A 22,284-nucleotide genomic window follows, 5' to 3' on the forward strand; every position below is an offset into this window, starting at 1 on the left:
TGATACCCAACTCCACACCGCACCGAACTCCAGGGGCCCGCAGAGTGAGGCGGTCCGTGGCAGCGCTCGGTGCGCTCGCAGCAGTCGCCGCCGGGATGGCCGTGGCCAGTCCGTCGGCGCAGGCTGCCGACCCGACCTCGTCCAATGGGGCGAGCGCGGGCAGCGACCCGGCGAGCCGGGAGCGCGCCTTCGCGGCCGCCTCGGCCGAGTACGGCGTGCCCCGCACGGTCCTCGAGGCCGTGTCGTACGCGCAGACCCGCTGGGACTTCAACCCGGGGCACAGCACGTCGGGCGGCTACGGGCCGATGCATCTCGTCGACGCGAACCTCGGCTCAGCAGCCGAGGGCCGGGGCCTGGGCGACGCGCCGGCTCCGGCGCCGGCACCCGCTGCCGACACGCTCGGCCGGGCCGCGACCCTGACCGGCCTGCCGGAGGCCGCCCTGCGGACCGACGAGCGCGCCAACATCCGTGGCGGTGCTGCCCTGCTAGCGGCCACGCAGAAGCGGCTCGGCCTGCCTACGGGCGCGTCCACCGACGCGGGCCAGTGGTACGCCGCGGTCGCCGACGCCTCCGGCTCGACCGAGCAGGACGTCGCCTCGGCCTTCGCCGACGACGCCTACTCCGTCATCGCCTCCGGCGCCTCCCGGCGGACCGTCGACGGCAAGCAGGTCTCGCTCGTCCCCTCGAGCGTGAAGCCGCAGGCAGCCCAGGTCGGCCGACTCGGTCTGCACAAGAAGCAGAACGCCGGCCCCGTCGACTGCCCGCCCGGACTCGACTGCGAGTGGGTCCCCGCGCCCTACCAGGACCTCGGCGGCGGTGACTACGGCAACCACGACCTCGCGAACCGCCCGACCGCGCCCAAGATCACGAACATCGTCATCCACAACACGGAGGCGACCTACGACACGACCCTCAAGCTCGCGACCGACCCGACGTACCTCGCGTGGAACTACACCCTGCGCAGCTCCGACGGGCACGTCGCGCAGCACCTCCAGGCCAAGGACGTCGGCTGGCACGCCGGCAACTGGTACATCAACGGCCACTCGATCGGGCTCGAGCACGAGGGCTTCGCCGCGACGGGTGCCCAGTGGTTCAGCGAGCCGATGTACCGCTCGTCGGCGCGTCTGGTGCGCTACCTCGCCAAGGAGTACGACATCCCGCTCGACATGCAGCACATCTTCGGCCACGACCAGATTCCCGGGGTCACACCCGCGAACGTCGCCGGCATGCACTGGGACCCGGGCCCCTACTGGAACTGGGAGCACTACTTCCAGCTGCTCGGTGCCCCGCTGCAGTCGCACACCTCCGGTGCCGCCAAGGACCTCGTCCGCATCCTGCCCGGCTTCGAGGACAACCGGCAGACCGTGACGTACTGCGACGGCGCGGTCGCCGACAGCTGCGGCTCGCAGCCGACGAACTTCGTCTACCTGCACACCGCCCCGTCCGAGACGGCACCGCTCGTCAACGACATCGGTCGCAACTCCAAGGGTGCACCGTCGACGACGTCGGTCTCCGACATCGGCGCGCGTGCCCAGGCCGGCCTTACCTTCGCCGTCGCCGAGCGCCAGGGCGACTGGACGGCGATCTGGTTCAACGGCGTCGAGGGCTGGTTCCTCAACCCGGCGTCCGCCCCGGCGGCCGTCCCGGTCAAGGGCTCCTACGTCGTGCCGAAGGCTGGCCTCGCCAAGGCGCCCGTCTACGGTCGCGCCTACCCCGAGGCGTCCGCCTACCCGGCCGGCATCCCCGTGCAGGCGCTCGCCCCGCTGCAGTACTCCTTCGCGGCGGGCCAGCGGTATGCCGTCGGTGACCTGACGGTCCCGACGGACTACTACCGCGCCGTGACGTTCTCACCCGACACCCCGAACGACCACCTCGACGTCGTGGGTCAGGACCGCTACTACCAGATCTCGCTCGGCCACCGTTTCGCGTTCGTGCGCGCCGCGGACGTCGACGTCGTCAAGGCCCAGTAACCCGCCCCTCCAACCGTCGAGAGGCCACGATTTGCCGCCTCACCGACATCGAAAGGCCACTTCTCGTCGCGAGAAGTGGCCTTTCGACTGTCCGGACCCGGCCACACGTGGCCTTTCGACGGTGTCAGCGGTAGGGGTCAGCGGGGTGGGGGGGTGGGGGTCAGCGGAGGTCGTATGCCTTGAGGAAGCTGACGATGAAGGGCGCGGCGCCCGTCACGCCGTTGTCGCCGACCTCGTTGTAGGCGGCGATCGCGATGTCGCCGCGGCCGGCGACCATCCAGACGTGGGTGTCGGGCGGGTTCTTCGTCCCGAACTCGGCGGTGCCGGTCTTGGCGTACTCGACGCCGAGCGGCCTGAGGACTGTGCCGGACCCCTCGGCCACGACGGCGCGCATCTCCTGGCGCACGACGTCGGCCTCGGTGGCGGCGAGCGGGGTGGCGGGCGCGGGCAGGGCAGGTGCACCGGCGACGAGCTGCGGGCGCACCGTCTGGCCCTTCATCACCGACGCGACGACGAGGGCCATCGTCAGCGGCGACGCCTCGACGCGGCCCTGGCCGATGAACGAGGCCGCGTGCTCGACGACGTCGTCGGTCGGCGGCACCGAGCCGAGGAAGCCGGTGAACGGCAGGTCCAGCTTCTCACCCATCCCGAGCGACTGCGCCGCGGCGACGAGGTCGTTCTGGCCCACCTTCTGGTACTGGCTGATGAAGGCCGTGTTGCACGAGTAGGCGAGCGCGGTCCGCATCGGGATGTCCCCGAGGTGCGCGGCAGGGTAGGTCGTGTAGTTGCTGAACTGACGGCCGTTGACCGTCAGCGTCGGGGTGCAGGGCAGCAGGGTGTCGGCGGTGGCGCCCTTGCGCACGTTGGCGAGGGAGCTGACGATCTTGAACGTCGAGCCGGGCGCCTCCTTGCCGGCTAGGGCGAGGGTCGAGCCGTTCGCAGCCGGGCCGACGGCCGCCGCGAGGATCTCTCCCGTCGACACCCGCACGGCGACGAGGGCGGTGGGGTGCGCCGTCTGCTGGGCGAGTGCCGCCTCCGCAGCGGTCTGGGCCCTCTGGTCGAGGGTGATCGTCAGCGGCTTGCCGTCGGTGGACGGCTCGGCGAAGAGCTCACGCTTGTCGAGGATGCTGCCGTCGGCGCCGCGCTTGACGGCGTGGACGGCGAGCCCGGGGGTGCCTCGCAGCTGCGCGTCGTAGCGGTACTGCAGTCCGGTCTGGCCGACCGAGTCGCCGGCCTCGAGGGTGCCCTTCGAGGCCTTGATCTGCTCGGCGTTCGCCTCGCCGACCGTGCCGAGGATCGGGGCGGCCCACGTTCGGCTCGGGCCGAGCACCTGCATCGTCGGCACCGTGAGCGCGCCCTTGACCTTGGCGATCGCCGCGCCGTTCCGCTCGAGGACCGGGTCGGTCTGGCGCAGGGTCACGCCCTGGACGAAGGCCTTGGAGCCCGCCGCCCCGACCTTCGCGGCGAAACGGGCGGGGTCGATGCCGATGAGAGCCGCCAGCGCCTTCGCGGAGGCGGTGGCCTCGGCCCCGGACACCTTCGTCTTGTCGATGCCGACCGCCGCGACCTCGCGCTCGGTCATGATCTTGCCCCCGGCGGAGTCGACGATGTCGGCGCGCTGGGGCCATTTGCGGGCGACGTCCAGGGTCTCGTCGGCGGTGAGCTGCGGCGCCACGACGCCGGGACTCCACGACACCTGCCACGTGCCGTCGACGAGGGTCATCGGGACCTGGGTCTTGTAGGTCCAGTCGGTCGGGGACGCCGAGACGTCCCACCGGCTGACGAGCGTCGCCGTCGCACGGTCGGAGCCCTCGGCGTGGCTCATCTCGTTCAGCGACACCTGGGGCCGCAGCGTGCCGAGGTCCTTGTAGGCGGCCTTGACGAACGCAGTGGCCTTGGCCGGCGTCGTGCCCTTGAACGTCACGGCACCGAGGTCCCCCGAGGCCAGGCCCGCGGCGAGGGCGCGCGCGGCGTCGCCGGGCTCAGGCGGTGAGTCGAACATCGAGCAGCCAGCCGCGAGCGTGCCGGCGAGCACACCCGTGAGCGAGACGGAGACGAGAGTCCTGAAGCGAGATCCCCTGAGCATGGCCCCACGGTACGTGCCGCAGCGCGACCTGCTCGTCACCGGACGGTCAGCGCTCGGGGCGCCAGAGCTGCACCGACGCGACCGGCTCGAAGCCCGCCGCCAGAAAGGCGCGCAGGGCCCGGGCGTTGCCCGGGGCGCACGCGGCGACGACGACCTCGCCCTCCGGCAGGAGCGTCAACGCGTCTCTGACGATGTCGGCGCCGACGTGGTCCTTGGCGGGGTCGGTCTCGACTCCCACCTCGGTCAGCCCACCCAGCCCCCGCGAGAGGGTCACGAGCGTGTGGTCGTCCGGGGCGGCATACCCGAAGGTCGCGACGTCGCTGCGCACCGACGTGGCGTGCTCGGCACGGGGATGGTTGCGCAGGTCGCTGCGGGGCACGAGGGTCGGCTCGCCGCCGGTGCCGCGTGCGACCAGCACGATGTCGAGGGAGTCGATCCAGCCGCTCCCGGCGAGCCGGGAGACGAGGCGGGGGCTGCTGGCGCCCCCGAAGCCGTCCGGGCCGAGCGAGACGAGGGTGCCGTCGGAGACGTCGTCGTCGACGGCGAGGTAGGCGCGGCCGGTGAAGGCGACCACGCCCTCGACGCCGGGGCGCCACGGTTCGACGCGCTGCCAGCCACCGTCCACGGTGGGGAAGTCGCCGCCCGCGGCCTTGCTGAGGACTTCCGCGATGGGGTGCACGCCGTCCATCCAACCCGGCCCGTCCGGCCCGCGCCCGTCGGGGTCCACCTGTTGGCGCCCGCTCAACGCCCCGGCGGGTAGGTTGAGGCCATGTCACGACCGCACGCGGCCGCCATCGTCGAGGACGCCGTCCACGAGCAGGTCGAACGCGTGCTGCGCAGCCGCGGCTGGGGCAACCGCGTCATCACGCACGTGGGCTACGGGTCGACGAGCTTCGTGCGGGTGTATGCCCGGATCCTCCTCGGGCGCAAGGGTCGTGAGCACATCGAGGGACCCGAGGCCCGACAGGACGCCACCGGTGCCCTGAGCCCGGCACACTACGACCGCGGCTGGCGCGCGTTCCTCACGTCGCCGGCCACCGGCGTCCCCGTCAAGGTCACCGTGGGCGACCGCGAGGTCTACGGCCGGTCCGACCGGGGCGGCCACGTCGACATCGTCGCCCGCGACCACGGTCTGGAGCCCGGATGGCAGCAGGTCGTCGTCGAGGCCCAGGGCACCGACCCGGTCGCGGCCGACGTCTTCATCGTCGCCGACGGCGTGACGCACGGGATCGTCAGCGACATCGACGACACCGTCATCACCACGATGCTGCCCCGCCCGATGATCGCGGCCTTCAACACCTTCGTCCGGCGTGGCAAGGCCCGGCACTCCGTCTCCGGCATGGCCCCGATGTACCGCCGCATCCTCTCCGCCCACCCCGGGGCGCCCATCGTCTACGTGTCGACGGGGGCCTGGAACACCGCGGCCACCCTCAACCGGTTCCTCGTCGAGAACGGCTTCCCCCTCGGGCCGCTCATGCTCACCGACTGGGGTCCCACCAACACCGGTTGGTTCCGCAGCGGCCAGGCGCACAAGCGCAGCTGCCTCGACCGGCTCGCCCGGGACTTCCCGGACATCAGGTGGCTGCTCGTCGGCGACGACGGCCAGCACGACCCGCAGATCTACGCCGACTTCGCCGAGGCCCGGCCCGACCGGGTCGACGCCATCTGCATCCGTCACCTGTCCCCGAAGGAGCAGGTGCTGTCCAACCCGATCCGGATGGACTCACCGATGCGGCCGTGGGCGTCACGCTCGGTGCCGACCTTCTCGGGGCCCGACGGGCACGGGCTGCTGCGGGTGCTGACCGATGCCGGCAAGGTCGGGGAGGCCGTCGCCACCGACGAACAGCCCTCGCGTCCGGGCCGTTCCGTCGTCTCCGGATGACAGACTGGGGCCATGCCTGAGCTGCCGGAGGTGCAGGCGCTCGTCGACTTCCTCGCCGAGCGGACGGACGGTCTCGCCATCACGTCGGTCGAGCTCGCGTCGTTCAGCGTGCTCAAGACCTTCAACCCGCCGCCGCAGGCGCTCGAGGGGGCGCCCGTCGACGGCGTCCACCGCCACGGCAAGTTCCTCGACATCGACGCCGACGGCACGCATCTCGTCTTCCACCTCGCGCGTGCCGGCTGGCTGCGCTGGTCCGACCAGCTGCCGGCGACGGTCGTGCGCCCCGGCAAGTCCCCGATCGCGCTGCGCGTGCGCCTGTCCGACGGCTCCGGGTTCGACCTGACCGAGGCGGGCACGAAGAAGTCGCTCGCGGCATACATCGTCAAGGACCCGGCCGAGGTGCCCGGGATCGCGCGGCTGGGGCCCGACCCGATGGCCGACGACTTTACCCTCGAGCAGTTCCGGTCGATGCTCGACGGCCGGCGCACCCAGATCAAGGGCCTGCTCCGCGACCAGGAGTTCATCGCCGGCGTCGGCAACGCCTACTCCGACGAGATCCTCCACGTCGCGAAGATCAGTCCCTTCGCGATCGCCGGCTCGCTCGCTCCCGAGGTCGTCGACCGGTTGTATGCCGCCCTGCGCGACACGCTCAAGGGCGCGGTCGCGACGGCGTCGGGCAAGCCGGCCAAGGAGCTCAAGGACGCCAAGCGCGCCGGCATGCGGGTCCACGCCCGCACCGGTGAGGCGTGTCCGGAGTGTGGCGACACCGTGCGTGAGGTGTCGTTCGCCGACACGTCCCTGCAGTACTGCCCCACCTGCCAGACCGGCGGCAAACCGCTCGCCGACCGGCGGATGTCGAAGCTGCTCAAGTAGTCCCGCACGCAGAGAGGGGGGGGGGGGGGGGGTTCTCGTCGAGGTCAGTCCTCGTGACGGCCCCGGCGCACCGAGGTGACCGTGCCGTTCGTCTCGTCGAGGATGACCTGCGGAGCCTGCGACTCGTCGAAGGAGAAGAGGCCGCGCATCGACCCGGCCCAGGCGTCGGCCGAGCCGTCACCGATGCGGCCGACGCCCCAGTTGTCCTCGATGAGGCGCAGGATCGAGGCCTGGTCGGTCTGGTGGTGGTCGACGTAGTTCGTCTTCGCGAAGGGCGAGATGACCACGAGCGGCTGGCGCGGGCCGGGGCCGCAGCGGTCCTGGTAGCCCTTGGCGATCGGCACTCCCGAGGCGGCCGCCTGGGTGCAGAAGGCGGCGTCGTCGGTGGTGTTCGAGGCGTTCTTCACCTGCGCGGCGACGTGGTCGTACCAGCCGTCGGAGTCGTCGTAGGCCAGGACGATGGCGGTGTCCTTCCAGTGCTTCGACTTCTGGATGGCGTTGATCTCCTTGACGATGAAGTGCTGCTCGTCAAGGGGGTCGGAGTAGCCGGCGTGCCCGTCCTGGTAGTTCGGGGCCTTGAGGAAGCTCACCGCCGGCATGTTGTCCGTGCCGACCACCTGGTCGAAGGACGACATGTCGTACTGGTGGTTGGCCTGCCCGTCATGGCCGATCTCGGCAGCGCTCGCCGGCGGCAGGTGGTGCGGGTTCGCCGTCGACGCGTAGTACTGGAAGGGCTCGTGGTGCGGGTTGTAGTCGGTCGAGCTCACCCCGGCGACGTTGGTGTGGGAGGCCATGCACGCGGCGGGCGCGCCGCCTGCGGCAGCGGTCGTCGGCGTGAAGCCGCCCTGGAACCAGCCCCACGACACCTTCTTGGTGTTGAGGAGGTCGCCGATGTTGCGGCCCGTCATGCCGGCGAGCGTGTAGCTCTTCGTGTGGCTGTTGTTGGAGCAGTCGTCGTAGACCGGGTCGGGGTCGCCCGTCATGGTGCCGACGCCGTGCGCGTCGGGGAAGCGCACCGTGTAGTCGCCGGCGGCGGGCGTCGTCGCGGGCGTGCCGTCGGCGTTGAACTCCTTGACGCCGTGCGTCTGCGCCGAGACGAGGTTGATCGCGCCGGGCGAGGAGGGGCCGAAGGTCGTGCTGAACGCGTGGTCGCTCATCGCGTAGTGCTGGGCGTAGTTCCACATCGCCGTGACGGTGTTGCCGTCGTAGTAGTCCATCGTCAGGCCCTCGCGCCCGAAGGTGGGCGCGGCGCACGCGTCCTTGCTCGTGAACTCCACGAACTTGTCCATCGCGCCGGCGTTGTAGGCCTTCTGCTCGTTGGTGTACGTGTGGTCCTGGTCGCAGGTCACGGCCTGGCCCGGTGTGAGGCGCTCCGGCTGGACCGAGTTGGGGTTGGTCGGCGCGAGCAGGCGGTCGTGCGCCAGCGAGGCGATCCCGCGGGGCGTGCCCGGGGCGGCCTTGAAGGTGGGGGCGGGAGTGGTCGAGCCCTGCAGCGTCTCGCCGGGGGTGTTGGCCGCCTGCGGGTAGGTGGCGAAGTAGTGGTCGAAGGACACGTTCTCGCCGAAGATGACGACGACGTGCTTGATCGGCGTCGACGTCCTGGCCGACGTCGAGGTCCGGGACGTCGGCGCGGGATGGGCGCTGACGGCGCCGGCGGTGGCAACGACCGGCACGACGAGGGCGGCAGCCCCGGCACCGGCGAGCGCGAGACGGACGGAACGTTTCATGGGGTCTCCTGTGACGATCGGGAAGCGGCCGGGCGCGCCTGGCGCAACGCTGAAGGGCCGGGGCAAAAGTACGCCCGGCCGGATCGGCACAGGGCTGCCGGACGCCTCGTTTAAGGACTGTTTGCCGAAACTGCGCCCCGTCTTGGTGCAACTGTCAGCGGGCTCCTCGAAAACGTGCAGGTTTCGCTCAGGACCGCCTGAATCCGCCTCGGGCTGCAACGATCCGCATCCCGTGGTTGTCTTCCCCACCATGAAGTCCTCGACGCTCCACGCCCCGCGCGGTCCTGTCCGTCCCGTCCCCGCCCTCGTCCTCGCGGCGGCGCTCGCCACGAGCGCCTGCGGACAGGCGACGCCCTCCCCGGGAGCGCCCACGGCCGCGGCTGGTGCGGTCCCGATGGTCCAGACGGTCAGCTCGGGGCCAGTGCGCCTGGAGGCGACGATGGCGCCGGCCGGCCGCGTCGTCAGCTACACGGTGACCAACACCGGGGCCCAGCCCCTCCTCGCCTACGACGTCGTGCCGCAGGACCTCGGCAGCGCCACGCTCCCCACCGGCGTCGACGTCGCGCACGCCTGGGTCTACGAGCAGTCGGGGGTGCTGCGCCTCAGCAAGCAGGGCTTCGCCACGGCCCCGAACGTCCGCTTCGCCGCTGCCCCGGTCATGGGTGGGCACGTCATCGCGCCGGGCGCCAGCATCCGTGGGAGGGCGTATGCCGCGTCGCCGCCGAAGCTGGACGTGCCGGGGGACTCCTTCGATGCCCCACGCACGGCCGTGGACCCCGGCGTGAAGCAGTGGCAGCTCTGCGTGCAGGTGGACGACCGGGCCGCGCAGGCCAGGCCCGCCGCCGTCGGAGGTGGCATCGTCCAGGCTCCCTCAGCGGCTCCCCAGGGCGACGAGCTCGTCTGCACGCGCCCGGGGACCATCCCTGCCGACTGACGGGCCCGGCGCCGGGTCAGAGCATCCCGAGCATGCCGGTGCAGGCGAAGAGGAGGGCTGAACCGGGCCACGCGAGGGCGGCGAGGATGCACCAGTTCTTGACCGAGCGCGACGTGCGGTACGCCTCGCCCCAGCGACCTTGTGCCCAGAGGGAGTTGACGGAGGTCGCCTTGACGATCGCGACGATGCCGAAGGGCGTGAAGCAGAAGATGGTGCACAGGATCGCGAGGGCGAGCCGGTTCGGTGGGGGTGGGGTGTAGGGCTGAGGGCCTCCGAGGGGTGGCGGGGGCGACGCGGCATACCACCTCATCGGTGGGCCGGGCGGGGCGGCCGGCGGCGGGACCGGGGCCGGCGGGATGGCGGAGTCTGGTGGCGCCGACGCCTGCGGGAGCGGGGTCGTCGACGGGTCGAGGCGTGGCAGCCACGCCGACCACGAGTCGACCGTCGGGTCCGGCTCGGACGCGTCGTCCTGGCTGCTCCGGTGGGTCACGTGCGCGCCACTTCCTGTCAGATCGCGGGGATCAGATGATGCTGGGTTGGCCGTCGGCGGTGAGCTGCTTGCCGGCACGCTGCCACTCGACCATGCCGCCCTCGACGTTGGCGACGTCGTAGCCCTGGTGCACGAGCCACTGCACGGCACGGGCCGACCGGCCTCCCATGCGACACACGACGGCGACGGTGTCGTCGGTCTCGGGCAGCTCGTCGATGCGCGACGGCAGCTCGCCGAGCGGGATGTGGATGGCGTTGGGGGCATGGCCGGCAGCCCACTCGTCGGCCTCGCGGACGTCGACGAGGACGGCGTCGTCGGGCAGCTCGGACACGGTCGTCGTGGGGATCGCGCTCATGGGATCCATCCTGACACGGCGGCGCCCGCGAGCCCCAGCAGATGAGGGGGACCGCTCACCCCGCGTGGTTAGGGTGGGGGCCGTGAAGATCCTGTCGATCCAGTCTCACGTCGCCTACGGCCACGCCGGCAACTCGGCCGCGGTCTTCCCGCTCCAGCGGCTCGGGCACGAGGTCTATCCCGTGCTCACGGTGACCTTCTCGAACCACACCGGCTACGGCTCGACCCGGGGCCCGCTCATCGCGCCGGCCGACGTCGCGGCCGTCATCGACGGCGTCGAGGAGCGCGGGGCCTTCCCGACGATCGACGCCGTGCTCTCCGGCTACCAGGGGGCCGAGGCGGTCGGCGAGGTCGTGCTCGACGCCGTCGCGCGGGTCAAGGCCGCCAACCCCGCGGCGATCTACTGCTGCGACCCGGTCATGGGCGACGTGGGACGCGGGTTCTTCGTCCGGGAGGGCATCCCCGAGTACCTGCGCGACCACGTCGTGCCCAAAGCCGACATCGTCACCCCGAACCAGTTCGAGCTCGAGTTCCTCGTCGGCCGCGAGGTCGCCACCGAGGCCGACCTCGTCGCCGCGGCACGTGAGCTCGTGGCGCAGGGGCCCACGGTGGTGCTCGTCACGAGCGCCCTGACCTCCGACACCCCCGAGGGCTCGATCCAGATGGCCTGCATCACCGCCGACGACGCCTGGGTCGTCACGACGCCGATGCTGCCGATGACCGTCCGCGGCGGGGGCGACGTCACCGCCGCGATCTTCCTCGCGCACTACCTGACGGACGGTCCGCAGGTGGCCCTGCGCCGTACGGCCGCGTCGATGTATGCCGTGCTGGAGCGCACCCACGCCAGCGGCTCGGACGAGATGCGCCTCGTCCAGGAGCAGGACGCCATCGCCCGGCCCGACGAAGTCTTCGACATCGTTCGCATCGGTTGACGGTTCCACAGCCGACCGGGTTATAGTCGCATCGCGCCGTTCCGCATGACCACCCCTGACCATGCGGAACGGCGTCTTCATGTGCCCGCATCCTTCGGATTCCGAAGTGAGGCTCGTCGGATCAGCGCCAGTCGGTGCCGGTCGACGCGTACCGGTGGGTGGGAGAGAGTCTCCGCGACGCGCCGATGAGGCCCTATTCGGATGTCTCAGGTTTCCGGTAGAGACGCGTATAGCCTCCGAGCGTGGACCCGATCACGAACCCGTATGCCCCGGGCGCGGGCCAGCGCCCGCCCGAGCTCGCCGGTCGCGACGAGCAGCTGCGCACTTTCGACGTCGTGCTCGAGCGCATCGCCCGCGGCCGTGCCGAGCGCTCGATCGTGCTGACCGGACTGCGCGGCGTGGGCAAGACGGTGCTGCTCAACGCGCTCCGCTCGTCCGCCGTCCGCGCCGACTGGGGCACCGGCAAGTTCGAGGCTCGTCCCGACCAGCGGCTGCGCCGCCCGCTCGCCGCAGCCGCGCACCAGGCCGTGCGCGAGCTCGGCCACCCGCGCGGGGAGGACATCGACCAGGTGCTGGGCAGCATCAAGGCCTTCGCGCTGCGTGACACCCCCACGGGAGCCAAGCTGCGCGAGAGGTGGCAGCCCGGCATCGACGCTCCGGCCGTCACCGGACGCGCCGACTCGGGCGACATCGAGATCGACCTCGTCGAGCTGTTCACCGACATCGGGGGACTCGCGGCCGATGTCGGCAAGGGCGTCGCCTTCTTCATCGACGAGATGCAGGACCTCGACCCCGAGGACGTGTCGGCGCTCTGCGCGGCTTGCCACGAGATCTCGCAGTCGGGCCTGCCCGTCATCGTCGTCGGCGCCGGGCTGCCGCACCTGCCGGCTGTCCTCTCGGCGTCGAAGTCCTACTCGGAGAGGCTGTTCCGCTACTCGCGCATCGACCGGCTGCCGCGCGACTCCGCCGACCGTGCGCTCGTCGGACCGGCAGCGGAGGAGGGCTGCGAGTTCACCCCCGAGGCCCTCGACGAGATGTATGCCGTCACCGCCGGCTACCCGTACTTCATCCAGGCCTACGGCAAGGTCGTGTGGGACGTCGCGCCCTCCTCGCCCGTGACCGCCGAGGACATCCGCGTCGCCGTGCCGGAGGCGGAGTCCGAGCTCGCCGTGGGCTTCTTCGGCTCCCGCTTCGAGCGGGCGACGCCCGCGGAGCGCGAGTACCTCCGTGCCATGGCGGACGCCGCCCTCGTGAACCCGCTTGCAGGCGAAGCGGATTCGGGAGGTGAGGGATCCCCGGACGACGTGGCGGCATACGTCCGCGAAGGGGTGGCCGAGCGCGAGGCGGTGCCGACGTCCGCGGTGGCGGACGTGCTGGGGCGCAAGCCGCAGTCGCTCTCGCCCGCCCGGGACGCCCTCATCAAGAAGGGCCTCATCTACTCCGGGGAGCGGGGCCTCATCGCCTTCACCGTGCCGCACTTCGGCCGCTACCTGCGCACCCAGTCCTGAGCGTTGGCGGTCTGACCGCGACGAACCCGCTGGCCGGGCGTGGTTGACGCGTTCTGAGGCGGGCGCGACATTGGGACGGTGAACCGGGCGCTGCCGACGCTGGCAGTAGCAGCGTGGCTGGTGATGCTGCTCGAGGCCGCTCCCAGCGGCTCGATCCTGCCGGCCGGTGTCCTCGGGGCCGTGTTCGTGGCCTGGTCGGTGGCCGGCTACCGCTGGGCGCTCGGCCGTGGACGCCTGGCCGCAGTCGTCCACCTGGCCGTTGCGCTGGTGCTCGGGTTCGTCGTCTTCGACGTCGCCGGTCCCGGCGTCGGCAGCACCCTGCTGCTCRTCGTGGTGGTCGTGCAGGCCGTCGTGCTGCTGCCCCTCGGCTGGGCGGTCATCGTCGCGCTGCTCGTCCCGCTGGTCCATGTCGGGATGCCCATGGTCGACGGGCTGCGGCAGGTCGTCAGCACGGGGCTCGCGTGCGCGTTCGCCTTCGTCCTGGCCACGCTGCACCTGCGTGAGCAGCAGGCCCGGTCGGAGCTGGCCGTGGCCAACGACCGGCTGCGCGACCTCAGTGCGCAGGCCGAGGAGCTGGCGACCATGCGGGAACGCACCCGCGTGGCCCGGGACATCCACGACGGGCTGGGGCACCACCTCACGGTCGTCGGCATGCAGGTCCAGGCCGCGCGGGCGGTGATGAGCAGCGACCCCGCTCGGGCCGACCGCCTGCTCAGCCAGGCGGAGGACCAGGCGCGCCAGGCGTTGACGTCGGTCCGCGAGTCGGTGGCCGCCCTGCGCGAGGCGCGACCGGCCCAGCGGCTCCCGGAGCAGCTGACGACGCTGGCCGGCGAGAGCGAGGCGGCCGGCCTGCCCACGTCCGTGGACGTCGTGGGCACCGAACGCCGGCTCGACCACGACGCCCAGGTGGCCCTCTATCGTGCCGCCCAGGAGGGCCTCACCAACGTGCGCAAGCACGCGCGCGCTCACGCCGCCGTGATCCGGCTCGCCTACCTGCCGGACTCGGTGAGTCTGGAGGTGCGCGACGACGGGTGCGGCCTCGCGCGCCACGACGGCGGCGGGTTCGGCCTGGTCGGCATCCGTGAGCGGGTCGATCGGCTCGGCGGCTCCCTCACCGTCGAGTCGGCACCGGGCGCCGGCGTGACCGTCCGCGTCGAGGTGCCGGGATGAGCCCTGACCGCCCCGTGCGGGTGCTCGTCGTCGACGACCAGACGTTGTTCCGTGAGGCCCTGACGACGCTCCTGGACGTGCACGAGGAGGTCGAGGTCGTGAGCGCCGCGGCGGACGGGGCCGAAGCGCTGGAGCTCGTGGCCACGCTGCGACCGGACGTCGTCCTCATGGACCTGCGGATGCCCGTGCTCGACGGCGTGGCCGCGACGCAGCGGCTGCGCGTCGAACATCCCGACGTGCGGGTGCTCGTCCTCACGACCTTCGACGGCGACGACGAGGTCTTCCCCGCCCTGCGCGCCGGCGCCGTCGGCTACCTGCTCAAGGACGCCACCGCGTCCCGGCTCGTCGAGGCCGTGCTCGCGGCGGCCCGCGGCGAGTCCGTGCTGCAGCCGTCGGTCGCCGCCAAGGTGCTGGCCCGGATGAGCCGGCTGCCCGACCTCCCGCACGAGCCGCGCCCGCAGCCGCTCGTCGACCCGCTCACCCACCGTGAGCTGGAGGTCCTTCGGGCCCTCGCCGACGGGCTCAGCAACCGGGAGACCGCCGAGCGCCTGTACCTGTCCGAGGGCACCGTCAAGAACCACGTCACCAACGTCCTCGCCAAGCTCGGCGTCCGAGACCGCGCGCAGGCGGCGCTCCGGGCCCAAGCCCTCGGCCTGCTGTGAGGGTCATGCCGTCGGGGTGACCTCGAAGGTGACCTCTGGCACGTCCGGGGTGCGGCCCTCCGGACCGACCATCGTCGGCATGACAACGTACTCGACCTCGTATGCGGACCGTACGCCTCGCGCCCTGGCCCGCCGGCTCCTCCACACGCGGCTCGGCCGCTTCCTCACGGCATACCTCGAGATGACCCTCGCGATAGTCGTCGGCATGGGGGTGCTCGGCATCGTCTGGGACGCCGCGTGGCCCGGCCTGACCGGCCGCCCGGACGTCATGGCCCTGACCATGGCCTTCGACATGACCGTCGGCATGGCGGCCTGGATGTGGGTGCGACGGCATGCACGCCGGCACATCGCGGAGATGTCCGCCGTCATGGTGCTGCCCTTCCTCGTCCTGCTGGTGCCCTACTGGCTCGGCGTCCTTCCCGGCGAGCACCTGCTCACCTGGGGCCACGTCGGGATGTTCGCGCTCATGGCCGCCTACCTGGCCTGGCGTCCGCACACCCCGGGCGGCGCCACCTCGGCCCGCAGCGGGGACGGTGTCCCACGTGGCTCGCGCACCGGCCGGCTCTCCGCGGTCCTGCTCGTCACCGGCGCCGTCCTGGCCGTCGTGGGCGGCATCCTGCATCCGCACGAGGAGCCGCCGAACTCCCACGAGGCCGTCTTCGCCGAGTACGCCCACAGCGCGGACTGGGTGTGGGTCCATGACCTCCAGTTCCTGTCGGCGACAGTGGTCGTCGCCGGGTTGCTGACTGCGGGCCGTGCCCTGCAACGAGTCGGCGTTCCCCGGTCCCTCGTGCGGGTCGGCGACGCGGCGGCGGCCGCCACCGTGGCCCTCATCGCCGTGAACATGGCCGTGGACGGCGTCGCCCTCAAGAGGGCGGTCGACGCGTGGGCGGCCGCAGACCCCGCAGACCGGGCGTCCCGGTTCGCCGCCGCTGAGGCGGTGCGCTGGCTGGAGTGGGGCGTGAACTCGTTCTTTGCCATCCTGCTCGGGATCACGCTGATGACGGTCGCTGCAGGCCTGCTGCGACAGGCTCACCTCGGCGCCCACCTCGGCACCCGTGTCCGTCTGGCCGGTGTCACGGGAGCCCTGTCAGGCGTCCTTCTGGTCCTCAACGGTCTGACCGTCGGCGCGCACGGCTTCGAACCCACCGCCCTTCCTCTCGTGGCAAGCGGCCTCTACGTCGTCATGGCACTCGGCATCCCGGCCCTGGACCGAGCCGTCGGTCAGGCCCCCGAGCACCGACCGTCGGCCGGGCAGCCCGTTAGTGTCGTCTGACCTGACATCCCTCAGGAGCCCTGCATGCCTGCCCACGACCGCCTCGACCCGAGCGATCCGCCTGTCGGACCTGCGACCGTCTACCTGATCGTCGGCCTTCCCGGCGCCGGCAAGACGACTCGCGCGAAGGAGCTCGAGGTCAGCGCGTCGGCCCTCCGGCTGACGCCGGACGAGTGGCAGCTGATGCTCTTCGGTGACCAGAACCCACCGGACAAGCGTGATCTCGTCGAGGGCAAGCTGGTGCAGATCGGCATGCGGGCCGCGGAGCTCGGCACCGACGTCGTCTTCGACTTCGGGTTCTGGGGCACCGACGAGCGTTCGGCGCTCCGCTGGATCGCGGGCGCCGTCGGTGCGCGCAGCCAGGTCGTCTACCTGCCGGTCGACCACGAGGAGCAACGCCGACGGGTCACCCGTCGCTTCGCGGCCACGCCCGACCAGACGTTCCACATGAGCGACGTCGAGCTCGAGCAGTGGCGCGGCCAGTTCCAGGCGCCGGACGACGAGGAGCTGCGGGGCGGCCGGATCCCACCCGTTCCGCCCGGGCACGCGACCTGGTCGGAGTGGGCCTCCCAGCGCTGGCCGTCCTTGCCCGACCAGTACGCCCGGCGAACCGACGTGTGATGTCCGGCCCGCGAGCGGGCTGAGCCTGCGAACCGGCGGACCTGCCACCCAGCCATGGAGTGAATTCCATGAGGTGGCAGGGTTTCCCACCGTGCATGCAGTGAGCTCGACCCGTCTCCGCGCCCCTCGGCCCGTCCTGCGCCGGGTCTTCCTCGCGGTCTCCGCCGCCGCCGCGCCCTGGCTGCTGGCTGCGTGCGGCCTCCCGTCGTCGTCACCCGGCGCCGGTGTCCCGCACACCGCGACCCGGGTGGAGCAGCGAGGCACGACGAGCCCGTCGGCGCCGCAGCCTGTCCCGAGCCTGACGCGGGCACAGGCCCGCGCGGCCGTGGTGGCTCTCGGCACCCTCCCGGTCAAGGGCCGGGCGCCGAAGACGGGCTACACGCGCGCCGAGTTCGGCCCCGCGTGGAGCGACGACGTCGACGTCGACGGCGGCCACAACGGCTGCGACACCCGCAACGACGTGCTCCGGCGCGACCTCACGGCCGAGGCGCTCAAGCCCGGTACGCATGGGTGCGTCGTGCTCTCGGGCACACTCGCCGACCCCTACACCGGCCACCTCATCGTCTTCGCCCGGGGACGCTCGAGCTCCGCGATGGTGCAGATCGACCACGTCGTCGCGCTCGGCGACGCCTGGGTCACCGGCGCCCAGCAGCTGACGCCGACGCAGCGCCGGACTCTCGCGAACGACCCCCTCAACCTGCTCGCCGTCGACGGACCGACCAACGGCGCCAAGGGCGACGCCGACGCCGCGTCCTGGCTGCCGCCCAACAAGGCCTTCCGCTGCACCTACGTGGCGCGCCAGGTCACCGTGAAGCAGCGCTACCACCTGTGGGTCACGCCCGCGGAGCAAGCTCAGATCGCGCGCGTCCTCACCGGCTGCGCGGCGCGCTGACCCCTCGCGAGCGCGCCCGCTGGGCCGCCATGTGCTCGTCGAACTCCTCACGCCACGTGCGGCTGACGACGATGCCCTCCGCGCGCGCCACCTCCGTCGACAGCTCGACCGGGAAGCCGTAGGTGTCGTAGAGCACGAAGAGGTCGGCACCGGTGACGCCAGTGTCCCGGTGACCCTCCAGCCGCTCGAGGCCGCGCCGCAGCGTGCGCCGGAAGACCTGCTCCTCGCGCGCGAGGAGGTCCGCCACCGCGTCGGCCGCGGCTGCCACCTCGGGGTAGGCGCCAGCGTAGATGCCGGCGATCGTCGGGATGACGTGCGGGAAGAAGTTGTCCTCGATGCCGAGGTCGACGGCGAACCGGACGGCCCGGCGCACGAGCCGGCGCAGGACGTAGCCCTGCGCCTTGTTGCTCGGGCGCACGCCGTCGACAGCGAGGAACGTCGGCCCGCGCAGGTGGTCGGCGATGACCCGCATGGCAAGCGTCTCGTCCTCGTAGGTGCGCCCCGACAGCTCCTGGAGCCGCTCGATGATCGGCCACAGCAGGCTGATCCGGAAGACGTCGGAGGTGTCGAGCGCTGCGGCGGCGATGCGCTCGAGCCCTCCGCCGTAGTCGACGTTGCGGCGTGGCAGGGGCTCGAAGCCGCTCTCGGTGCGGCGGTACTTCATGAAGACGGAGTTGCCGAGCTCGATGAACCGGCCGCAGTCGCAGTTCTGGTGGCAGTGCTCGCCGTAGGTCGGGTCGTGCTCGACGTGGGGGAAGAGGTAGAAGACCTCGGTGTCCGGGCCGCCCGGTTCGCCGACCGGCATCCGCTCCGGGCTGCCCTCGCGGCACCACCAGTTCTTGTTGCCGTAGAAGGCGATCCGCGCACCACCGGTCCCGACCCGTGCCGCGTGCTCCTCGGTGCCGAGCTCGACCTGGTCGGCCGGGACGCCCGCCGCCGTGAACAGCTCCCGCCACAGTGCCGCCGACTCGTCGTCCTTCGGTATGCCGTGTGCCTCCTCACCGATGAAGCACGACACGTAGAGCCGGGCGGGGTCCAACCCCACCGTCCCGGTGAGGAAGTCCCAGAACTGCCGCAGCTGCTCGGGCTTGAAGTAGTCGCCGAGGCTCCAGCTGCCGAGCATCTCGAAGAAGGTCGTGTGCCGGTTGTCACCGACCTCCTCGATGTCCTGCACGCGCAGGCAGGTCTGGCTGTCGACGAGGCGGCGGCCGGCCGGGTGGTCGTCGCCGAGCAGGTAGGGCAGCAGCGGCTGCATCCCACTGCCGGTGAAGAGCGTCGTCGGGTCGTCGTCGGGGACCAGCGACGCGCGCGGGATGACCGCGTGGCCGCGGCCGGCCAGGTGGTCGAGGAACGCGCTGCGGATCTCGTCTGCGTCCATGCCTCGATTCGACACCCCGGAAGGTGCTGCCCACCAGCCGGTTTCGTGGCGAAGGGTCCGGGAGGGCATGCTCGTCGCATGCGCCCCCTTGTCGACCTCGTCCTCGTGGCGGCGTTCCTCGTCCTCTTCGCCCTCACCGTGCGCACCGAGCCGCGACAGTGGCGCACCGGCGTTCTCCTTCTCGGAGCCCTCTGGGCTGCGACGACCGCCGTCGGCGCCTCCCCGCTCGTGCTGCCCTGGGTCGGAGCGATGCTGCTCGGGCTCCTCTTCCTCGGCACCGGACTGCGCGTCGTTCGCCCGGAGGGTCGCAGCCGCACCAACGCGTTGTCCCTCGTGCTCGGGGTGGCGATGGTGACGGCGACCGTCCTCGCGATCTGGCTCTTCCCGCCGAGCCCGACCCTGCTGGGGGTCGTCGGTGTCGTCGTGCTCCTGCTGCCGGGCTATCCCGGCCTGGTGCTCGTCGCCTACGCCCTCTACTGCCTCGCCTACGACCGTCGGCGACCCCGCCCGGCCCCGTCGGCGCTCATCGTCCTCGGGTCAGGCCTCGTCAACGGCACCGTGCCGACGCTGCTCGCCCACCGCCTCGACGCCGCCCTCGCGGCCTGGCACGACGAGCGCGCCCTCGGCCACGACCCGCTCCTCGTCCCGAGCGGCGGACAGGGCGACGACGAGCCGATGGCCGAGGGAGTGGCCATGACGGCATACCTCGTCGCCCACGGCATCCCCGCGGAGGCGGTCGCGACGGAGGACCGGTCGACGACGACGGAGGAGAACCTGCTGCTCTCGCGTGAGATCCTCCGTGCCCGGGGGCTCGCCGACGCGGGCCACCTCCGGGTCGTGACGAGCAGCTACCACGTCGGACGGGCCGCGCTGCTGACGCGCAGCCTCGGCATCGACGCCGACGTGACCGCCGCGCCGACCGCGTGGTACTTCCTGCCCAGCGCGTTCCTGCGCGAGCTCCTCGCCGCGCTGACGCTCCACCCCCGGACCAACCTCGTCGGCCTCGGCGTGTGGACCGCGGGGACGGCCTACCTCGCGTATGCCGTCCCCCTCCGCTGACCCGGACCGCTCGGTCAGCGCGGGGCGGCCTGCTGCGCCAGGTCGTCGCGGAGCACCCTCTTGAGCAGCTTGCCGCTCTGGTTGCGGGGCAGCTCGTCGACGAAGTGGATCGCCTTGGGCAGCTTGAACGGCGCGAGGGTCGTGCGGGCGTGGTCGACGAGCTCGCTCTCGGTGACGGTCTGCCCGGCACGGAGCACGACGACGGCCGTGACCGCCTCGACCCACCTGTCGTGCGGGGTCGCGATGACGGCGACCTCGCCGACGGCGGGGTGCGTGTAGAGCGCGTCCTCGACCTCACGGGACGCGACCATGACGCCGCCGGTGTTGATGACGTCTTTGATGCGGTCGACGACGGTGAGGTAGCCGGCCTCGTCGCGCGTGACGAGGTCGCCGGAGTGGAACCACCCGTCGCGGAAGGCCTCGCTCGTGGCGTCCTGCTTGTTCCAGTAGCCGGTGCACAGCTGGGGTGAGCGGTAGAGCAGCTCGCCCGGCTCGCCGGCCGGGACGTCGGAGCCCTCCGGGTCGACGACGCGGGCCTCGACGAAGAGCACCGTCCGGCCGCAGGCCTCGGGCCGCTCGGCGTGCTCCTCGGGGCGCAGCACCGTGGCCAGCGGGCCGATCTCGGACTGGCCGAAGCAGTTCCAGAAGCCGAGCTCGGGCAGCCGCTGCTGGAGCCGGTCTCGCACCGGGACCGGCATGATCGACGCGCCGTAGTACGCCTTGTGCAGCGACGTGAGGTCGGCCGTGTCGAGGGCCGGGTGGTTCGACAGCGGCACCCACACCGTGGGCGCGAGGAAGAGCGAGCCGATGCGGTGGGTCTGGACGCGCTCGAGGATCGTCTCCACGTCGGGCCGGGTCAGCAGGTGGTTCGTCGCGCCGACCGCGAGGTAGGGCAGCAGGAAGACGTGCATCTGGGCCGAGTGGTAGAGCGGCATCGAGTGCAGCGGCGCGTCGTCCACGCGCAGGTCGAGCGCGACGATGCTCGAGACGTACTCGTGGACGAGGGCCCGGTGCGTCATCATCGCGCCCTTGGGCTGGGACGTCGTGCCCGAGGTGTAGAGCAGCTGGACGAGGTCGGTGTCGCGGGTCTCGACGTCCAGCACGGGCACGTCGCCCTCGCTCCACCGTGGCAGGAGCGCGTCGTCGCCGCCGTGGAGGAGCAGCACCTGCTCGAGGTCGGTGTCGCCGCGGACCGCCTCGACGGAGTCGCGCAGCGCCACGTCGACGAGGGCCACTCGCGCCCCCGAGTCGCGCAGCAGGTAGGTCAGCTCGCGGCCGGTCAGCGCGTAGTTGATCGGCACGTGGACGAGGCCTGCTCTCGCACATCCGAGGAAGGCGAGCAGGTAGGCGTCGGAGTTGACCCCCACGGTCGCAACCCGGTCGCCAGCGGTGAGCCCGAGGCCAAGGAGGTGCGCGGCCGCGCGTGAGACGGCGTCGTCGAGGGCGGCATACGTCCACGTACGGTCGTCGAAGACGAGGGCCACCCGGTCGGGGTGGCGGCTCGCGCTCCGGCGGACGATGTCGTCGACGGTGCTCGAGGTGGTCGCGCTCATGGGCTGTCTCCGGGGGTCGGGTGGGCGGGGGCTGGGGCGAACGAGGCGAGCAGGGCGCCGGCCTCGGCGGTGGCCGAGAGGCGCGCGATGGTCGCGGCCTCGTCGGCGAGCTGGGCTGCATACGGCCGCTCGCCCGACCGGCGCAGCAGACGCGCCGCCTCGCCCACGGCCTGGCGCGGCAGCGCGGCGATCGCGGCGACGACCTCCCCGGCGCGCGCGTCGAGCGTCTCGGCTGGGCACACCTCGGTGACCAGCCCCCAGTCGAGCGCCGTCGCGGCGTCGACGGGCGTGCCGGTCAGCAGGAAGAGCGCAGCCCGGCGGGCACCGACCGCCGCGGGCAGCAGCGCGCTGACGCCGCAGTCGGGCGACAACCCGACGGAGGGGTAGGCTGCGACGAAGGTGGCGTGGTCGGCGGCCAGCACCACGTCGGCTGCGAGGACGAGCCCCACGCCTGCACCGGCCGCAGTGCCCTGGACGACGGCGACGACGGGGACGGGCAGGGCGCGCAGCGTGTCCAGTGCGTCGTGCAGCACGCCGGCCAGCTCGGCGACGAAGGCCGGCCGGTCGGGCGCGGCAGCCATGGCGCGGACGTCACCGCCGGCGCAGAAGAGCCGGCCGTCCGCGCGGAGCACGACGACGTGGATCTCGTCGAGGGCCTCCGAGATCCCTTCGACCGCATCGCGCAACGCGATGGCGGTCGGCAGGTCCACGGCGTTGCCCGCGTCGGGTCGCGCGAGCCGGATCGTGGCCACGCCGTCCGACACCGACAGCTTGGGCAGCGTCGTCGTCACGGGTTCATCCTGCCTGCCCGGCCGGCGGATGGGGCGGAGTGACCGTCATAACGTAGGGAGGTCGCCGACCCGGTCCGGTCGAAACATGGGGAGGTGCGCCCGATGTGGCACCTCGCCCCGCGACCG

At 72.1% G+C, this 22,284-nt stretch carries 20 protein-coding genes; 12 read left to right on the top strand and 8 right to left on the bottom strand.

The window, feature by feature from the left end; translation table 11 throughout:
* Window positions 1–56 precede the first annotated feature (56 nt).
* On the top strand, window positions 57–1,970 hold the full coding sequence (locus AB4030_RS07720) for an N-acetylmuramoyl-L-alanine amidase (RefSeq protein ID WP_442278621.1): 1,914 nt from the start codon (window positions 57–59) through the stop codon (window positions 1,968–1,970).
* A 160-nt stretch (window positions 1,971–2,130) separates the two neighbouring features.
* Here the strand turns inward: AB4030_RS07720 and AB4030_RS07725 are convergent, their stop codons facing one another.
* Together AB4030_RS07725 and AB4030_RS07730 are read right to left on the bottom strand one after the other, a co-directional pair.
* Window positions 2,131–4,056 carry a penicillin-binding transpeptidase domain-containing protein gene (locus tag AB4030_RS07725; RefSeq protein WP_442278622.1) on the bottom strand — a complete coding sequence of 642 codons (1,926 nt, stop codon included), beginning with the start codon at window positions 4,054–4,056 and terminating at the stop codon, window positions 2,131–2,133.
* 46 nt (window positions 4,057–4,102) lie between these two features.
* Window positions 4,103–4,735 carry an N-acetyltransferase gene (locus AB4030_RS07730; RefSeq protein ID WP_442278623.1) on the bottom strand — a complete coding sequence of 211 codons (633 nt, stop codon included), beginning with the start codon at window positions 4,733–4,735 and terminating at the stop codon, window positions 4,103–4,105.
* A 90-nt stretch (window positions 4,736–4,825) separates the two neighbouring features.
* On the opposite strand from AB4030_RS07730, the gene AB4030_RS07735 reads away from it, so the two are divergent.
* Together AB4030_RS07735 and AB4030_RS07740 are read left to right on the top strand one after the other, a co-directional pair.
* Window positions 4,826–5,938 carry an App1 family protein gene (locus AB4030_RS07735; protein ID WP_442278624.1) on the top strand — a complete coding sequence of 371 codons (1,113 nt, stop codon included), beginning with the start codon at window positions 4,826–4,828 and terminating at the stop codon, window positions 5,936–5,938.
* 12 nt (window positions 5,939–5,950) lie between these two features.
* Window positions 5,951–6,811, top strand: a complete 861-nt coding sequence (locus AB4030_RS07740) for an Fpg/Nei family DNA glycosylase (RefSeq protein ID WP_442278625.1) — start codon at window positions 5,951–5,953, stop codon at window positions 6,809–6,811.
* A gap of 44 nt (window positions 6,812–6,855) precedes the next feature.
* On the opposite strand, the gene AB4030_RS07745 is transcribed toward AB4030_RS07740, so the two are convergent.
* Window positions 6,856–8,538 carry a phospholipase C gene (locus tag AB4030_RS07745; protein ID WP_442278626.1) on the bottom strand — a complete coding sequence of 561 codons (1,683 nt, stop codon included), beginning with the start codon at window positions 8,536–8,538 and terminating at the stop codon, window positions 6,856–6,858.
* Between the two features lie 232 nt (window positions 8,539–8,770).
* Between AB4030_RS07745 and AB4030_RS07750 the strand changes: the two genes are divergently transcribed.
* Window positions 8,771–9,472, top strand: coding sequence for a hypothetical protein (locus tag AB4030_RS07750; RefSeq protein WP_442278627.1), 702 nt, complete (start codon window positions 8,771–8,773; stop codon window positions 9,470–9,472).
* Window positions 9,473–9,488: 16 nt separating this feature from the next.
* Here the strand turns inward: AB4030_RS07750 and AB4030_RS07755 are convergent, their stop codons facing one another.
* Together AB4030_RS07755 and AB4030_RS07760 are read right to left on the bottom strand one after the other, a co-directional pair.
* Window positions 9,489–9,962, bottom strand: a complete 474-nt coding sequence (locus tag AB4030_RS07755; RefSeq protein WP_442278628.1) for a CD225/dispanin family protein — start codon at window positions 9,960–9,962, stop codon at window positions 9,489–9,491.
* A gap of 31 nt (window positions 9,963–9,993) precedes the next feature.
* A complete protein-coding gene (locus AB4030_RS07760) occupies window positions 9,994–10,317 on the bottom strand; it encodes a rhodanese-like domain-containing protein (RefSeq protein WP_442278629.1) in 324 nt (107 codons plus the stop codon).
* Between the two features lie 82 nt (window positions 10,318–10,399).
* On the opposite strand from AB4030_RS07760, the gene pdxY reads away from it, so the two are divergent.
* From pdxY to AB4030_RS07795, 7 genes are all read left to right on the top strand, one after another.
* Window positions 10,400–11,248: a pyridoxal kinase PdxY gene (gene pdxY / locus AB4030_RS07765; RefSeq protein WP_442278630.1), complete on the top strand. Its 849-nt coding sequence runs from the start codon at window positions 10,400–10,402 to the stop codon at window positions 11,246–11,248.
* A 242-nt stretch (window positions 11,249–11,490) separates the two neighbouring features.
* The gene (locus AB4030_RS07770; protein WP_442278631.1) at window positions 11,491–12,756 is read left to right on the top strand and encodes an ATP-binding protein; all 1,266 of its coding nucleotides are present in this window, start codon (window positions 11,491–11,493) and stop codon (window positions 12,754–12,756) included.
* A gap of 78 nt (window positions 12,757–12,834) precedes the next feature.
* A complete protein-coding gene (locus AB4030_RS07775; protein WP_442278632.1) occupies window positions 12,835–13,926 on the top strand; it encodes a sensor histidine kinase in 1,092 nt (363 codons plus the stop codon).
* Window positions 13,923–14,588 carry a response regulator gene (locus AB4030_RS07780; RefSeq protein ID WP_442278633.1) on the top strand — a complete coding sequence of 222 codons (666 nt, stop codon included), beginning with the start codon at window positions 13,923–13,925 and terminating at the stop codon, window positions 14,586–14,588. Before AB4030_RS07775 ends, AB4030_RS07780 begins: the two co-directional genes overlap by 4 nt.
* Window positions 14,589–14,667: 79 nt before the next feature.
* Complete coding sequence (locus AB4030_RS07785; RefSeq protein ID WP_442278634.1) at window positions 14,668–15,864, top strand: hypothetical protein; 1,197 nt, start codon at window positions 14,668–14,670, stop codon at window positions 15,862–15,864.
* 24 nt (window positions 15,865–15,888) lie between these two features.
* Window positions 15,889–16,485 (top strand): AAA family ATPase, encoded by a 597-nt coding sequence (locus AB4030_RS07790; protein ID WP_442278635.1) that lies wholly within the window; start codon window positions 15,889–15,891, stop codon window positions 16,483–16,485.
* Window positions 16,486–16,585: 100 nt separating this feature from the next.
* Complete coding sequence (locus tag AB4030_RS07795) at window positions 16,586–17,377, top strand: HNH endonuclease family protein (RefSeq protein ID WP_442278636.1); 792 nt, start codon at window positions 16,586–16,588, stop codon at window positions 17,375–17,377.
* Here AB4030_RS07795 and AB4030_RS07800 read toward each other — a convergent pair.
* Window positions 17,355–18,755, bottom strand: coding sequence for an alanine--tRNA ligase-related protein (locus AB4030_RS07800; protein WP_442278637.1), 1,401 nt, complete (start codon window positions 18,753–18,755; stop codon window positions 17,355–17,357). The two genes, AB4030_RS07795 and AB4030_RS07800, sit on opposite strands and share 23 nt — an antisense overlap.
* 78 nt (window positions 18,756–18,833) lie before the next feature.
* Here AB4030_RS07800 and AB4030_RS07805 point away from each other — a divergent pair, with 78 nt between their 5' ends.
* Window positions 18,834–19,814: a YdcF family protein gene (locus tag AB4030_RS07805; protein WP_442278638.1), complete on the top strand. Its 981-nt coding sequence runs from the start codon at window positions 18,834–18,836 to the stop codon at window positions 19,812–19,814.
* 14 nt (window positions 19,815–19,828) lie between these two features.
* Here AB4030_RS07805 and AB4030_RS07810 read toward each other — a convergent pair whose 3' ends face one another.
* Both AB4030_RS07810 and AB4030_RS07815 read right to left on the bottom strand, forming a co-directional pair.
* On the bottom strand, window positions 19,829–21,367 hold the full coding sequence (locus tag AB4030_RS07810; protein WP_442278639.1) for an acyl-CoA synthetase: 1,539 nt from the start codon (window positions 21,365–21,367) through the stop codon (window positions 19,829–19,831).
* On the bottom strand, window positions 21,364–22,158 hold the full coding sequence (locus tag AB4030_RS07815; RefSeq protein ID WP_442278640.1) for an enoyl-CoA hydratase/isomerase family protein: 795 nt from the start codon (window positions 22,156–22,158) through the stop codon (window positions 21,364–21,366). The genes AB4030_RS07810 and AB4030_RS07815 overlap by 4 nt, the downstream gene beginning before the upstream one ends.
* Window positions 22,159–22,284: the final 126 nt, after the last annotated feature.

This window comes from Terrabacter sp. 2YAF2, from assembly GCF_052114705.1.
GTDB lineage: Bacteria > Actinomycetota > Actinomycetes > Actinomycetales > Dermatophilaceae > Terrabacter.